This window comes from Propionicimonas sp., from assembly GCF_049840635.1.
Taxonomy (GTDB): domain Bacteria; phylum Actinomycetota; class Actinomycetes; order Propionibacteriales; family Propionibacteriaceae; genus Propionicimonas.
Genome location: NZ_JASGKL010000005.1, coordinates 1796708 through 1811571 on the forward strand (window position 1 = coordinate 1796708; position 14864 = coordinate 1811571).

A 14864-nucleotide genomic window follows, 5' to 3' on the forward strand; every position below is an offset into this window, starting at 1 on the left:
CCTGCGCGGACCGGTCCGAACGCAGTATGCTGAGAAAAGACTGAAGGGCTGCTCAGGAAGCTCTTGGCTCACCGGTACGACGTATGAGGGGTCATGCACACGTTCCTTGGAGATGTCCGTTTCCGGACGGCCCGCGCGATCCTGCTCGCGCTCCTGATCTCGCTGATGACGGCGATCCTCGTCGGCCTCCCCGCGTCCGTCGCCGACGCTCCCGGCCTCGCCAGCCTCGTCGCCCGCTGAGGGGTTCGTCGCAGGCCGGCCCGTCTGACCGGCGCCGCCCTGTCCGTCCACCTTGTAGTGGACGGTATTGCGGTGTACTCGCCCCAAAGCGTCCACCTTGTGGTGAAGCAAGAGCCGGTCCACGCTGTAGTGGACGCTTCTGCGGTGTAGTCGCGACAAAGGGTCCACCTTGTGGTGGAGCGGGTGGCGTCCACGCCTTCCCCGTCCTGTCATCCCGGCGGAGGCCGGGATCTCGATGTTGCTGGTGTCGGCGTCGACGCGGAGATCCCGGGTCAGGCCCGGGATGACGGGCGAGTGCCGGCTCCCCTCACGCTGAAGTGGACGCTTCTGCGGTGTAGTCGCGACAAAGCGTCCACCTTGTGGTGGAGCAGGTGGAGTCCACGCCTCTCCCGTCCTGTCATCGCGGCGGAGGCCGGGATCTCGGTGCTGCTGGTGTCGGCGTCGATGCGGAGATCCCGGGTCAAGCGCGGGATGACGGTCACGAGTGGCGCCTGCCGGCCCTTCTCACGCTGTAGTGGACGCTTCTGCCGCGTAGTCGCGACAAAGGGTCCACCTTGTGGTGGAGCGGGTGGCGTCCACGCCTCCCAATCCTGTCATCCCGGCGGAGGCCGGGATCTCGATGTTGCTGGTGTCGGCGTCGACGCGGAGATCCCGGGTCAAGCCCGGGATGACGGGCGAGTGCCGGCTCCCCTCACGCTGAAGTGGACGCTTCTGCGGCGTAGTCACGACAAAGCGTCCACCTTGTGGTGGACGCGGCCTCAGCGGGGGTGCTCGGCGAGCCAGCGGTCGCGGTACGTGCTCAGGATCGCCGGCCAGTCGGTCTGGACGGCGTCCACGCCGAGGGCGAGGATCGGCGCGTAGGCCGCCTCGGGGCCGGCGAGGAGGGCGAGTTCGTCGTCGAGGCCGCCGAACATCGGGATGCCGGTCGTCAGCGTCACCGCGTTCACGAAGACGAACAGGTCCTGAGCGTGCAGCTCCTCGATCACCGCCGGGTCGAACCAGGGGTGGTCACGCGTGGTGGTGATCAGCTCGACCCCGACCGTGTTCAGCCGGGGGTCGCCGGCCACCCTGCGCACGTCCTCCGGGGTCGCACAGATCGGCACGAACGGGTACTTCACCCCGAACTGGCGCAGTCGGTCGAGCGCCGCGGACTCCCAGGCCGGGCACTTCAGCACCAGCTGCGGCGCCATTCCGAGCCCCTCCAGCGCCTTCAGCAGATGGGGCCACCGCCACCACGACCGGTCGATGTTGAACAGGGCGCGGGTGTCCTTGAACTCCCGCAGCATCGGCAGCAACCGCTCGACGCGGGCCACCCGCCCGGGCCGGTCCACCCACTGGTAGGACGCGTGGTCGATCTCCGCAGCCGTCAGCGTCTGGACGTTGGCTGCGAACCCCAGCGCCTCGGGCTCGTAGCCGTCGTGGAAGCAGTAGAACTCGCCGTCGCGGGACGCGGACACGTCCAGCTCCACCATGCCCGCACCCTGCAGGAGCGCCGCGCGGACGGCCAGGCCGGTGTTCACCATCACGCTGCCGCCGCCGCTGCCCCGATGGGCGGCCACCAGCACCCTCTCCTCGGTGAGGACGTCGTTCACGAGCGCGTTCATGCCGGCGAATCGGGACTGGCCGAACATCGAACCTCCGTGGGGCGGGTGTCACGCGCCGACCTCGTCGTCGGCACAGTCCCGATGGTACCCACGTCCACGTCCGGCTATCCGTGTTCGGCAGTGCGGCGCGTCCCCCGGTGGAAGGATGGACGGCGGCTCGACAACGGCTCGAATGAAGGAGTGTCATGGCCGAATTCCGCTACGAGGACATGCTGCCGCTCGGCGACGACCCCACCCCCTACCGGCTCCTCACCACCGAGGGCGTGGAGACCGTCGAGGGCCCGGACGGACGGACGTTCCTGAAGGTTGCGCCGGAGGCGCTGGAGCTGCTGGCCGAGACCGCCATGCACGACATCGCGCACTACCTGCGTCCGGCGCACTTGACGCAGCTGCGCACGATCCTGGACGACCCGGAGGCCAGCCCGAACGACAAGTTCGTCGCGCTCGACCTGATGAAGAACGCCAACATCGCCGCCGGCGGCGTCCTGCCGATGTGCCAGGACACGGGCACCGCGATCATCATGGGCAAGCGCGGCCAGCAGGTGCTCAGCGAGGGGACGGACGAGCGTCCGCTCAGCAAGGGCGTGTTCGACGCCTACACGAAGTTGAACCTGCGCTACTCCCAGAACGCGCCGCTGACGATGTGGGACGAGAAGAACACCGGCTCCAACCTGCCCGCGCAGATCGAGCTGTACGCCGACACCGCGCCCGGGCACGAGATCACCTACAAGTTCCTGTTCATGGCCAAGGGCGGCGGCTCGGCGAACAAGAGCTACCTGTACCAGGAGACCAAGGCGATCCTGAACCCCGCGTCGATGATGAAGTTCCTCGACGAGAAGATCCGCTCGCTGGGGACGGCGGCGTGCCCGCCCTACCACCTGGCCATCGTCGTCGGCGGCACCTCGGCCGAGTTCGCGCTGAAGACGGCCAAGTACGCGTCCGCCAAGTACCTCGACTCGCTGCCCACGTCCGGCTCGATGAGCGCGCACGGCTTCCGTGACGTCGAGCTGGAGGCGCAGGTGCTCGAGCTGACCCGGCAGATGGGCATCGGCGCCCAGTTCGGCGGCAAGTACTTCTGCCATGACGTCCGGGTGGTCCGGCTGCCGCGCCACGGCGCGTCCCTGCCGGTCGCGATCGCGGTGTCCTGCTCGGCCGACCGCCAGTGCCTGGGCAAGATCACGCCGGAGGGCGTGTTCATCGAGCAGCTCGAGCGGGAGCCCGCCCACTACCTGCCCGAGACGACCGACGAGCACCTCGAGGGTGGCGACGTGGTCGAGATCGACCTCCGCAAGCCGATGGACGAGGTGCTGGCCGAGCTGAGCAGGTACCCGGTGAAGACCCGGCTGAGCCTGAACGGCACGGTGATCGTGGGACGCGACATCGCGCACGCCAAGATCAAGGAGCGGCTGGACGCGGGCGAGGAGATGCCGCAGTACCTGAAGGACCACCCGGTGTACTACGCGGGGCCGGCCAAGACGCCCGAGGGCATGCCGTCCGGCTCCTTCGGGCCGACGACCGCGGGCCGGATGGACTCCTACGTCGACCAGTTCCAGGCCGCCGGCGGCTCGATGGTCATGCTGGCGAAGGGCAACCGGTCCAAGGCCGTGACGGACGCCTGCCACAACCACGGCGGCTTCTACCTCGGCTCGATCGGCGGCCCCGCCGCGCGGCTCGCCCAGGACTGCATCACCAGCGTCGAGCTGCTGGAGTACCCCGAGCTCGGCATGGAGGCGATCTGGAAGATCGAGGTAAAGGACTTCCCGGCCTTCATCGTGGTGGACGACAAGGGCAACGACTTCTTCGCCGACGTCAGCCGCCCGACCGTCCTCCACCTCCAGGGCCCGACGAAGTCCTGACCGGCGCGAAACGAGAACCGTCCCCGCTCTCGCACCACCCGGGTTGGCCGGGCTGCGGCACGAGGGGACGGTTCCTATCGTGCCGCCAGCACCGCAGGGGGAACGATGGGGACGGTTCCTGTCGTGCCATCCTGACCCCTCGTCCGGTCAGCTGAGCGCGAGCACCGAGCAGCCGGCGACTGCGAGCGCGATACCCGCGAGGTGGCCGCGCGTCAGGGTCTCGCCCAGCACCGATCGCGCGAGCGCGACCGTGGTGAGCGGGTAGAGGCACACGACCACGCCGACGACGGCGAGCTGGCCGTTCCACAGTGCGTACATGAGAGTGATGTTCGCCGCGCCCTGCAGGGCCCCTGCGACGAGGCCCGAGCGGACGCCGACCGCCCCGCCCGCGCGCGTCGGGGTCAGCCCGATCCCGACCGCGAAGCGGCGCATGCCCGGTGCGACCCGGATCACGGCCAGCAGCCCTGCCGTGAGCGCGAGGCCGCCGGCGACCTCGACGGTGGGGGCAAGGAGACCGGACGCGTGTGGCGCGGCGGCGAGGGCCACCACGGCGAGCCCGAAGGAGACGCCCGCCGCGCCGGCCAGCAGCACGGGGACGAGAGCGGCGCGTCCGTGGTCCCCTCCGGCCGCGCCCACGATCACGGCGCCGGCCGCGGCGGCGACCAGGCCGAGCCAGCCCGCAGGTGGGAGGGACTCTCCGCGGAGTCCCACGCCCACGACGACAGGGACGACCACCTCACCCGCGGCGACGATGGCCGTGGCGACGCCCATGGGGGCCCGGGCGAGGCTGGCGTAGAAGGCCACGAAGCCGATCGCGCTGCACAGTGCCGCCGCCGTCCCGGCGGCCAGTGCCGCCGGGGAGAAGGTGCCACCCGTCCACGCGAGGGCCGCGAGCGACCCGACGCTGGCCCCGAGGTAGGACCACACGGCGGCCCGCAGTGGACCCGCGCCGCGGGCGCTCACCCCGGCCGCGAAGTCCGAGCCGCCCCACAGGACACTCGAGAGGAGTGCGGCCACCAGCCCGATCATGTAACCATTGTAATGATTTCGCTGGTTACATGGGAAGATGGACGCATGCCGCAGCGCGATGCCGAACTGGTCGTCGACTTCCTGAACACGGTCGACCTCGAGGCCGGCACCGACCTGCTGGACGATCCCGGGGCGTTTGCGGCCTGGTGCGCGGCGCACGGCACCGTTCCCGGTGACCTCGGGTTCGCGCGCGAGGTGCGGGACGTGCTGCGCCGCGCGGTGACCCGTCCGGTGGCTGGCGACCTCTCGATGCCGGTCGTGGCCCTGCACGCCACGGTGGGACCGGACGGGGTGGACGTGGCTGGCCTGGACGCGGCCGGTGCGGTGCTGGCGTGCGCAGGACGGCTCACCGCCCGCGGGGAGTGGAGCCGGGTCAAGCTCTGCCCCGGGGACGACTGCGGCGAGGCCTTCTACGACCGCTCGCGGAACCACTCCCGGGTCTGGTGCGACATGGCCGTCTGCGGCAACGTCGCAAAGGTCCGCACCAGCCGCCGGAGGCACGCCGCCGGAGCCTGATCTCACCTCGCCCCCGAGATCCCGGGCTTGACCCGGGATCTCGGTGTCTGTGGGGTCCGCGTCGTACACCGAGATCCCCGCTTTCGCGGGGATGACAAGGGGTAGGGCGTCATCCGGGGCGTGACCCGGGATCTCGGTGTCTGTGGGGTCCGCGTCGTACACCGAGATCCCCGCTTTCGCGGGGATGACAAGGGGTAGGGCGTCATCCCGGGCGTGACCCGGGATCTGGGTGTCTGTGGGGTCCGCGTCGTACACCGGGATCCCCGCTTTCGCGGGGATGACAAGGGGTAGGGCGTCATCCCGGGCGTGACCCGCGATCTCGGCTCGCTCGGCGAGCCCGCTGGTCAGGGCCGGTGGGTGATCGTCACCCCGGCGAGCCGGCGGTAGCGCTCGGCCTGCTTCGCGGTCAGGTTCACGGTCTTCGTGCCGACCTTCTTCCACGCACCGGCCTTCCAGACCGACGTCACGATCGTGCCCTTCCAGTGGCTGCCGTGGGGGAAGAGCTCGAACTCGCGGACGTGGCGTTTCCCGTCCACCGTGCTGAAGCGGTACCCGAACCGCGCCGCCTCGACATCGACGAGGTACCAGCCCAGCGTGCCCTTGGCCAGTGAGGAGGGCGCGCGCTCGAACACCAGCGCGTGGTTGCGCCAGGTCAGCACCCGGAAAGTAACCCCGTCACCGCCGGACGTGAGCAGTAGGAGTTCCTTGCCCTTGACGTGGTCGAGCTTCGCTGCGCCGTACCAGGGCTCGACGCCCCAGTCGTCGATGATGGACGACGTCACGGTCGTCACTGCGCTCTCCGACGCCGCGGTCACGACGTTGACGACGAAGGTCTGGGGAGCGCTCTGCTCGATCGTGACGGCGTCCGCGGCGCCGTCCCCGTCGACGTCGACGCTCACAGAGCGGGTCGCGACCTGCGTCGCGGACGGGGCGGCGATCGCCGCGTGGGTGGACGGTACGAGCATCCCGCCGGCCACGGCGAGCGCGCCGCCGAGGGCGGCCAGTCTCACGATCAGCATGGCTCCTCCTGAGGTCTCCTGACCGTGGGAGGCGCAGCGACCGGTCCTGATACGGCCGGCGCGGCACGATAGGAACCGTCCCCACCGTGCCGGGCACGAAAGAACCGTCCCCGCGTGCCGGGCACGCGGGGACGGTTCCTGACGGTTCAGGCGCGCTGGTCCAGCGGGACGAACGCGCGTTCCACCTCGCCGACGTAGACCTGGCGGGGCCGGTTGATCTTGGTGGCCGGGTCGGTGAACTGCTCGCGCCAGTGCGCGATCCAGCCGGGGAGCCGGCCGAGGGCGAACAGGACGGTGAACATGTTCTGCGGGAACCCCATCGCCTGGTAGATCAGGCCGGTGTAGAAGTCCACGTTCGGGTAGAGCTTGCGCTCCTGGAAGTACGGGTCGCTGAGCGCGGCGTCCTCGAGCTCCAGCGCCAGGTCGAGCAGCTCGTCCTGCGTCCCGGTCAGCGTGCGCAGGATCGCGTCCGCGTGCTTCTTCACGATCGCGGCGCGCGGGTCGTAGTTCTTGTAGATGCGGTGGCCGAAGCCCATCAGCTTGGTGGTGTCCTTCTTGTCCTTCACCTTGCGGACGTAGGCCTTCACGTCCCCGCCGTCGTCCTTGATGCCCTGCAGCATCTCCAGCACGGCCTGGTTCGCCCCGCCGTGCAGCGGCCCGGACAGTGCGCTGACGCCCGCGGCGATCGAGACGTAGATGTTCGCCCCGGACGAGCCGACCATCCGGACCGTGGAGGTCGAGCAGTTCTGCTCGTGGTCGGCGTGCAGGATCAGCAGGACGTCCAGCGCCCGGGTGATCGCGTCGTCGAACGGATACGGCCCGGACGGGAGCCCGAACGACATCCGCAGGAAGTTCTCGATGTAGGACAGCGAGTCGTCGGCGTAGAGGAACGGCTGGCCGACGGAGTTCTTGTAGCCGTACGCGGCCAGCGTGGGCACGGCGCCCATCAGGATCCGGGTGGCCTGCTCGGCCTCGTACGCCGCGTCCCCGTACCGCGAGACGGCGAACGTCGACAGCGCGTTGATCGAGGCGGAGAGGACCGGCATCGGGTGGGACTTGCGGGGCATCGTGCGGAACATCTCCCGCATCCGCTCGTCGACGATGTGGTGGCGGGCGATGCCCTTGCTGAACACCTCCAGCTGCTCGGCGTTCGGCAACTCGCCGTACAGGACGAGGTAGGACACCTCGAGGAAGCTCGAATTCTCGGCCAGCTGCTCGATCGGGTACCCGCGGTAGCGCAGGATGCCGGCGTCGCCGTCGATGAAGGTGATGGCCGACTGGCACGACGCCGTGTTCGCGAACCCGACGTCCAGCGTGGTGTCGCCGGTGGCTCCCAGCAGCTTGGTGATGTCGTAGCCGTTGTTGCCCTGTGTTGCCGCCACCAGGGGGAGGTCAAGGCGCACGTCATCGTGGCTGAAAGTCGCTGTGCTCATCCATCCTCCGTTGGTCGACGAACTGCAGGCGCGGCGCGCCGCGCGTGAGTGTGCGGCCACCTTACCCCCGCTCGCTCGCCCTCCGTCAGGCGTGTTTCGCCAGCTGCTGAATGGGTAGTTGACGCATCAACAATGACGAGGTACCCTTTAGTTGACAGTTCAACAATGCAAGGAGATCCCCAGATGACCACTGCAACGATCAGCACCGTCCGCGACCTGAGCGGCACCTACACCCTCGACGGCTCGCACTCCCGCGTCGGCTTCGTCGCCCGCCACGCGATGATCGCCAAGGTCCGCGGCGCGTTCAACGAGGTGTCCGGCACGGCCACCATCGACGGCGCGAACCCGTCCGCCTCGAGCCTCGAGGTCACCATCCAGGTCGCCAGCGTCGACACCCGTGACGCCAACCGCGACGGCCACCTGCAGAGCCCTGACTTCTTCGACGCCGCCAGCTACCCGACGATCACCTTCACGGGCACCGGCTTCGAGATCGCCGATGACGAGACCGTCAACGTGACCGGCGACCTGACCATCAAGGGCGTCACCAAGTCCGTGACCGTCCCCTTCACCTTCGGCGGCGCCGCCACCGACCCGTTCGGCAACAGCCGGATCGGCTTCGAGGGCGACGTCACCGTCAACCGCAAGGACTGGGGCCTGACCTGGAACGCCGCGCTGGAGACCGGCGGCGTGCTGGTCAGCGACAAGGTCGTCCTCGAGCTCGAGGTCTCGGCCATCAAGGCCGCCTGAGCCCACCCGACGGGGCGGGCCCGTCTCTGGGGTGACGGGTCCGTCCGCACTCCTCCACCTCTGCAAGCCGGTCCGGGACGTGATGTCCCGGACCGGTTTCGCGTCCCCTGCCGGACGCGGTCCCGGCACGAACTTCTCCTGGCGGGGTCGGCGGCCCGGTGCGCGCCGCCGGATCCGCCCCCGTCAGTAGGGTGCTGTCAGCGCAGGCGGGGGAGGACGGGGAATGGCGGGATCGCGAGGCAGGGCGAGCAGCACGGATCGCTGGTGGGATCGCGTGCTGCTGGCGGGCTTCCTGGTCTCCTTCGCCCTCGTTCGCGCCGGACGGGTGGCCGAGCGGGACCCGTTCTGGCAGATCCGCGCCGGCCTGGAGAACCTGGCCGGCGTCCCGCTGGCGCGTCCGGACACCTGGTCCTGGTCAGGGGTGCCGGGCGACTGGTATCCCAACTCGCCGCTGTGGAACGTGCTCCTCGCCCTCTCCTACCAGGCGGGCGGGTTCTGGGGCTTCTTCGCGTTCTCCGCGCTCGTGCTGCTCGCGCTGCTGGTGGTCAGCGCACTGCTCGCCGCCCGGCTCGGCGCCCGGCCGCTGCCCGGCCTGATCGGGCTCTTCGCGATCTTCGCCGGTGCCCTCCCCTACCTGGGCGCCCGCGCGACGATCGGTGCCCAGGTCCTGATCCTGCTCGCCGTGTGGGCCGGGCTGTGGCTGAGCGATCGGGTGGCCGTCCTGCCACCCCGTGCTCTGGCCGCGGCCACAGCGGGCGTCGCGCTGGCGCTGTCCGTCCTCGGCAACTGGATCCACCTCTCCTTCCTCCTCGTGGGGCCTGCGCTGGCGGTGGTCTGGGCCGTGATCTGGTGGCTGACCCCGGGGGTCTCGACGGGTCGCCGGACCCTGTTGGTGGTCCTCGGCGGTCTCGGGTGGGCCCTCGGTCCGCTGTTGTCACCGTTCGGCGTCGTCGGCGGGCTCGAGCGGGCCCGCGCGGTGCAGGACGCCAGCCAGGGCCTGCTGACCGAGTGGAGCTCGCCGTTCGATCCCATCCAGGGCGGCGCCTACACCGGGATGGTCGTGATCGCCCTGCTCGTGGCGGGCGCGTCCTCGTGGTGGCTGTACCGCGAGTGGCGACGCGGTGCGGACGTCCGCCTCCTCGCCGCGCTCACCATGATCGGGGTGCCGGCGTCGCTGGCCGGACTGGTCGCGCTGCGGTTCCTGGGCATCGGCCCGTTGACCCTCGCGCCGGTGGTGGCCGCGCTGGCCACCCACGGGGTCGACCGTCTGCGCCGGTGGCTGCGGGCAGGAGCGGGGCGGGGACGCGTCCAGCGGGTCCTCGGCGACTACACCGCGGGTCGGTTCTGGAGGGTCGTCCTCTCCGTGGTGCTGGTCGGCCTGTCCCCGGCCGTGGTGCTGCTGGCCGGGGAGCACGGGGTGCCCTCGGAGAGCGCGATCGTCGCCCGGCTGCCCGAGGGTTGCCGACTGTTCTCCGCTCCCGACATCGGCGGCGCCGTCGTCCTGCTCCGGCCCGATGTGAAGGTCTGGATGGACGGCAGGGCCGACTTCTTCGGACGCGACCTGCTCGAACAGAGCATCGCCTACTACTCCGGTGTCACCGACGACGTCGTCCCCGCGGGTGCCACGTGCGTCCTGGTGAACACCGCCAACGAGGTGACCTCCGGGTTGCGGGAGCGCCTGGCCGGCTCGCCGCAGTGGCGCCTCGACACGGAGGACCGCACCTACGAACTCTGGCTGCCGACCACCGGCTGAACGCGGGCCGCCCGGGCCGCGAACGTCACCCGATCGCCGCCCCCACGGCCACCGCCCCGGCCTCGGCCCCGGCCTCGGCGAGGACCTCGGCCAGCGCGTCGACGGCCAGGTCCAGCTCCTCGCGGGTGATCACCAGCGGGGGTGCCATCCGGACGGTCTGGCCGTGGGTGTCCTTGGCGATGACGCCGTGCGCGAGCAGCCGCTCGCAGATCTGGCGGCCGGTGCCCAGCGCCGGGTCGATGTCGACGCCTGCCCACAGGCCGATGCCGCGGACCTCGGTGACGCCGCGTCCGACGAGCGCGGCCAGCCGGTCGTGCAGGTAGGCGCCGAGCTCGCGCGACCGCGCCTGCAGTTCGCCGGTCTCGAGCATCCGCACGACCGCCAGCCCGACGGCCGCGCCGAGCGGGTTGCCCCCGAAGGTCGAGCCGTGCTGGCCCGGCTTCAGCAGCCCGAGCACCTCCGCGTTCCCCACGACCGCCGAGACGGGGACGATGCCGCCGCCGAGCGCCTTGCCGAGCAGGTACAGGTCGGGGACGACGCCCACCTGGTCGCAGTAGAACGTGCTGCCCGTGCGGCCGAGCCCGGACTGGATCTCGTCGGCGATCATCAGGACGCCGTGCCGGTCGGCGAGCTCGCGGACGCCCGGCAGGAACCCTGGCGGGGGAGTGATCACACCGGCCTCGCCCTGGATCGGCTCGACGAGGATCGCGACCGTGTCGGCGTCCATCGCCTGCTCGATCGCCTCGAGGTCGCCGTAGGGCACCTTCACGAAACCGGGGGTGAACGGCCCGTAGCTGCCGGTCGCGTCGTCGTCGGAGGAGAACGAGATCACGCTGATCGTGCGGCCGTGGAAGTTGCCCTCCATGACGATGATGTTCGCCCGGTCCTCGGGCACGCCCTTCACCTCGTAGCCCCACTTGCGGGCGAGCTTGAGCGACGACTCGACGGCCTCGACGCCGGTGTTCATCGGCAGCACCATGTCCTTGCCGCACAGTTTCGCGAGCGCCTCGACGAACGGGCCGAAGGTCGCCGAGTAGACCGCCCGGGACGTGATCGACACCTTGGCCAGCTGCGCGACGGCCACCTTCACCAGTTCCGGGTTCGAGTGCCCGAAGTTCACCGCGGAGTAGGCGGAGAGGAAGTCGAGGTAGCGGTTGCCGTCGACGTCGGTCAGCCAGGCGCCCTCGCCGCTCTCCACCACGACCGGCAGCGGGTGGTAGTTGTGGGAGCTGAACGTCTCGATCTGCGCGATGGCCGTCTCGGCAGCGCCGTGGGCGGTGGTCATGGGTTCCTTCCTGGTGCCAGACCAGTGATCATACGGCTGCGGGCGGTCGGCCGATCGCCTCCCTGACGAGGTCGGCCAGGCGCTCGGGGGCGTGCGGACGCAGCGTGAACGCGGCCCGCGCCACCGGCCGGTCGAGGTCGAGGACGGAGGCCAGGCCCGTCCGGGTGGCGTCGATGACGGCCTCGCTCGGCGTCGCGGAGAGGGTGGCGGCCAGATCGGCCAGCAGGCGCGGGTCGCGTCCGAACGCGGGCAGGATCGACTGCGCCTCCGGGTGCCGGGCATACACCTCGACGAGGCCGCCGACGGCCTGGGGCAGCGGGCTGATGATCCCGGAGACCCCGAGCTGGTGCGCGGCGACCGTCCCCGCCCCCGGCCGAAGGCCAGCGAGGGTGAGCGCGACCTCCTCCTCCACCACCACGACGGTGCGTCCGGAGACGCCGCCGCCGCCCTCGACGACCACGGGGGTGTCGGCGGTGAGCAGGTCGGCGCCGGGGTTGAGCCGGCGGACGATCCGTTCGACACCCGCCCGCTGCTCGGCTGTCGCGGTGTCGCCGCCGGTGATGATCACCACGTCCGCCATCCGCAACCCGACCTCGCCGGGCAGGTAGTCGGACTCCTCGTCCACCCGCTGCGGGTCGGTCACCACGACGTGCAGCGTGGGTTCGACGAACGGGAGGTCGCTGTCCGCGCCGTCCCAGAGCACGACGTCGGCGTCCTCCTGCGCTGCGGCCAGGACGGACCCGAAGTCCAGCCCCGAGAACACCCGGACGCCGGGGATCGCGGCGAACGGCTCGCTGAGTGGCGCGGCGCCGGCGTCGACGATCGTGTCGTCGAGCCGGGCGAGGTCCTGCTCGTGGTCGGTGAAGGTCAGCGCGCGGACGGGGTGGTGGACGACCGCGACCCTGCGTCCCCACGAGTGCAGCAGCGCGGCCAGGTAGCTGACCGTGGGGGACTTGCCCGTGCCCGACCGCGCGGAGGTCACCGCGATGACCGGACGCGACGAGCGCAGCATCGCGCGCCGGGGGTTCGCCAGGTGGAAGTCGGCGCCTGCGGCGAGGGTGCGGGCGGCGAGCCGGGTGACGACCTCGCTGTCGATCTCGGAGTAGGCGAAGACGACCTGTGCCACCGACTCCGCGGCGATGATCCGCTCCAGGTCGGACTCGGGCAGGATCGGAAGGCCGTCGGGGTACAGCGGCCCGGACAGGCAGGCGGGGTAGTGGCCCTGCTGGTCCGGCCCGAGGTCGGTGGAGGTGAAGGCGACCACCGTGTGGTCGGGGTTGTCGCGGTAGAGCGTGTTGAACACGTGGAAGTCCCTGCCCGCGGTGCCGACGATCAGGATCCTCATGGCGGTTCCTCCTGGTTCCATTCTCCCTCGCCCGCGAGCATGTGGCGCCGCCGAGTTGCACCCGCCCTCGCCCATCGCCACCCTTCCGGTCGAGGGCCCGCGTCCGGACGGGGGTTCTCGACGCGAGGGGTGGCGCTCGCGCCCGAGGGGTGGCCGTGGCCGTTCGCGCCGCCAGCCCTCCCCCGCGGGCGCGCGGCGTGGCTAGAGTCGGTGCATGGCAGAGGCCCCGATCGTGATCGGCTTTGACGGCTCCGACTTCGCTGCGGAGGCGCTGCGCAAGGGCCTGTGGCTGGCGTCGAAGCTCGGCGCGCCGGCCCGGGTCGTGCGGGCGTGGACGATCAGCAACGCGCCGCGTCCGCGCACCTGGGAGCCCGGCTACGTGCCCCCGGTGGACGACTTCGCCGCAGCGGTCCTCGAGCAACTGAAGGACCAGACCGCGGCGATCGTCGCGGAGTTCCCCGGCGTGGACGTGGCCTACGAGGCGCCGCACGGCGCGGCGGGACGCGAACTGATCCGCGCGTCCGAGGGCGCCCGGATCGTCGTGGTGGGGACGCGGGGCCTGGGCGGCTTCTCGGGGCTGCTGCTCGGCTCGGTCAGCGACCAGGTCGTCGAGCACGCGCCCTGCGACGTCCTGGTCACCCGGCGCCGGTCCGGCGACCAGTCCCCGCCCCGCAGCCTGCAACTCGACCAGGTGATCGCCCCCGAGGGGTCGTGACCACGAGCGAGGTGGCCCGGAGTCACCCCTGAGGGGTCTCGCGGCGCCGGCCGGCAGGTGGGTAGCGTTTGCTGCTCACTCGGGAGGGTCGTGATGCGGAATCGCCAGGCGGTCGCAGGGGTGCCGCCGCAGGAAGCGCCCGCCCCGGTCGTCCCGTCAGGCCGGACGACCCGGCGCCTCCACGCAGTGCTGGTCGGCGCGGTCGTGGTGGGCGTGGTCGGGGCGGCGTTCCCCGCCCCCTGGCCGGACACGGGCTGGCTGGACCTGCGCGTCTACCGCGCGGCGATCGACGCGGCGCTGTCGGGGGGCAGCCTCTACGACGTGGCGCTCCCTGACCCGGGGTCCGCACCCGCGCCGTTCCTCTACCCGCCGTTCGCCGCGCTGCTGGGGGCACCCTTCAGCGTCCTCCCGCTCGGCTCGGCTGCGACGATCTGGGCCCTGTGCCAGCTGGCGATGGCCGGCCTCCTGGTCGGGGTGCTCGCGCGGTCGCAGGGATGGCCGGGGGCCGTCCGCAGCATCGGGACAGCGCTCACCGCCGGCCTCGTGTGGGTCCTGTTCGTCGGTAGCCGTCCGGTCCTGGCCGGCGTCCTGCTCGGCCAGGTGAGCCTCCTGGTGACCACGCTGGTGGTGATCGACCTGATGGCCCTCCCCCCACGGTGGAAGGGTGTCCTCGTCGGTCTGGCCGGGGCGGTCAAGCTCACGCCGATGGTGTTCCTCGCGTACTTCCTGGTCACCCGGCAGTGGCGGGCTGCGGTGAACGCGCTGGTCGCCTTCCTCGCTGCCACGGCGCTGGGCTTTGCGGTCTGGCCCGCGGACTCGCTCCGCTACTGGACGAGCGTCATCCTCGACGCCGCGAGGGTTCCCGGCCTCGGAGCGCAGACCAACCTCTCCCTGGTGGGCCAGCTCAGGTTCTGGGGAGTTCCGGACGCGTTCGTCCTGCCCGCGTGGGTGGCCCTCGGCGCGGTCGTCCTCACCCTCGCCCTGCGTCAGGCCGCGCGTCGACACGTCGCCGGTGACGAGGCGTCCGCACTGCTCACGATGGGGGCGGCCTCGGCGCTGGTGAGTCCGGTGGCCTGGGACCACTACCAGGTCTGGCTGCCGCTCGCCGCGGTCCTCCTCGTGTTCTCCCGCGGACGCGGGATCAGGGCGGGCGGCTGGACGCTGCTGGTCGCACTGGGGGTGCTGTCGCCGTTGTGGCCAGAGCCGATCGGGCCGCTGGACGTGCCCGTGCTGGGCCTCTTCCCGGTCGTCCTCGCCCTCTGGATCAGCCTCGGCGGGCTCCCGCTGCGCGGGCAGCGCCCCCTGCCGGAGGGCTGACCCCC

13 protein-coding genes are annotated in these 14864 nt (G+C 71.1%); 7 read left to right on the forward strand and 6 right to left on the reverse strand.

Features of this window, described 5'->3' with window-relative positions:
* Positions 1-93 precede the first annotated feature (93 nt).
* The gene (locus QM779_RS13965) at positions 94-240 is read left to right on the forward strand and encodes a hypothetical protein (protein ID WP_428536237.1); all 147 of its coding nucleotides are present in this window, start codon (positions 94-96) and stop codon (positions 238-240) included.
* Between the two features lie 758 nt (positions 241-998).
* Here the strand turns inward: QM779_RS13965 and QM779_RS13970 are convergent.
* Entirely contained in the window at positions 999-1871 is an 873-nt protein-coding gene (locus tag QM779_RS13970; protein WP_428536239.1) for a glycerophosphodiester phosphodiesterase family protein, read from the reverse strand.
* Positions 1872-2029: 158 nt separating this feature from the next.
* Between QM779_RS13970 and QM779_RS13975 the strand changes: the two genes are divergently transcribed.
* Positions 2030-3700, forward strand: coding sequence for a fumarate hydratase (locus QM779_RS13975; protein WP_428536241.1), 1671 nt, complete (start codon positions 2030-2032; stop codon positions 3698-3700).
* Between the two features lie 147 nt (positions 3701-3847).
* Here the strand turns inward: QM779_RS13975 and QM779_RS13980 are convergent, their stop codons facing one another.
* Positions 3848-4729: an EamA family transporter gene (locus QM779_RS13980; protein WP_428536243.1), complete on the reverse strand. Its 882-nt coding sequence runs from the start codon at positions 4727-4729 to the stop codon at positions 3848-3850.
* A 45-nt stretch (positions 4730-4774) separates the two neighbouring features.
* On the opposite strand from QM779_RS13980, the gene QM779_RS13985 reads away from it, so the two are divergent.
* Positions 4775-5245, forward strand: coding sequence for a CGNR zinc finger domain-containing protein (locus QM779_RS13985; protein ID WP_428536245.1), 471 nt, complete (start codon positions 4775-4777; stop codon positions 5243-5245).
* 344 nt (positions 5246-5589) lie between these two features.
* On the opposite strand, the gene QM779_RS13990 is transcribed toward QM779_RS13985, so the two are convergent.
* Together QM779_RS13990 and QM779_RS13995 are read right to left on the reverse strand one after the other, a co-directional pair.
* Complete coding sequence (locus QM779_RS13990; RefSeq protein ID WP_428536247.1) at positions 5590-6264, reverse strand: hypothetical protein; 675 nt, start codon at positions 6262-6264, stop codon at positions 5590-5592.
* 146 nt (positions 6265-6410) lie between these two features.
* Positions 6411-7697, reverse strand: a complete 1287-nt coding sequence (locus QM779_RS13995; protein ID WP_428536249.1) for a citrate synthase — start codon at positions 7695-7697, stop codon at positions 6411-6413.
* A 183-nt stretch (positions 7698-7880) separates the two neighbouring features.
* Between QM779_RS13995 and QM779_RS14000 the strand changes: the two genes are divergently transcribed.
* The gene (locus tag QM779_RS14000; RefSeq protein WP_428536251.1) at positions 7881-8444 is read left to right on the forward strand and encodes a YceI family protein; all 564 of its coding nucleotides are present in this window, start codon (positions 7881-7883) and stop codon (positions 8442-8444) included.
* A gap of 223 nt (positions 8445-8667) precedes the next feature.
* Entirely contained in the window at positions 8668-10197 is a 1530-nt protein-coding gene (locus tag QM779_RS14005) for a hypothetical protein (protein ID WP_428536253.1), read from the forward strand.
* Between the two features lie 25 nt (positions 10198-10222).
* On the opposite strand, the gene rocD is transcribed toward QM779_RS14005, so the two are convergent.
* A complete protein-coding gene (gene rocD / locus QM779_RS14010; RefSeq protein WP_428536255.1) occupies positions 10223-11482 on the reverse strand; it encodes an ornithine--oxo-acid transaminase in 1260 nt (419 codons plus the stop codon).
* 28 nt (positions 11483-11510) lie between these two features.
* Positions 11511-12827: a hypothetical protein gene (locus QM779_RS14015; protein ID WP_428536257.1), complete on the reverse strand. Its 1317-nt coding sequence runs from the start codon at positions 12825-12827 to the stop codon at positions 11511-11513.
* 214 nt (positions 12828-13041) lie between these two features.
* On the opposite strand from QM779_RS14015, the gene QM779_RS14020 reads away from it, so the two are divergent.
* Together QM779_RS14020 and QM779_RS14025 are read left to right on the forward strand one after the other, a co-directional pair.
* Positions 13042-13542, forward strand: coding sequence for a universal stress protein (locus QM779_RS14020; protein WP_428536259.1), 501 nt, complete (start codon positions 13042-13044; stop codon positions 13540-13542).
* A 93-nt stretch (positions 13543-13635) separates the two neighbouring features.
* Positions 13636-14859, forward strand: a complete 1224-nt coding sequence (locus QM779_RS14025) for a glycosyltransferase 87 family protein (RefSeq protein ID WP_428536261.1) — start codon at positions 13636-13638, stop codon at positions 14857-14859.
* Positions 14860-14864 lie beyond the last annotated feature (5 nt).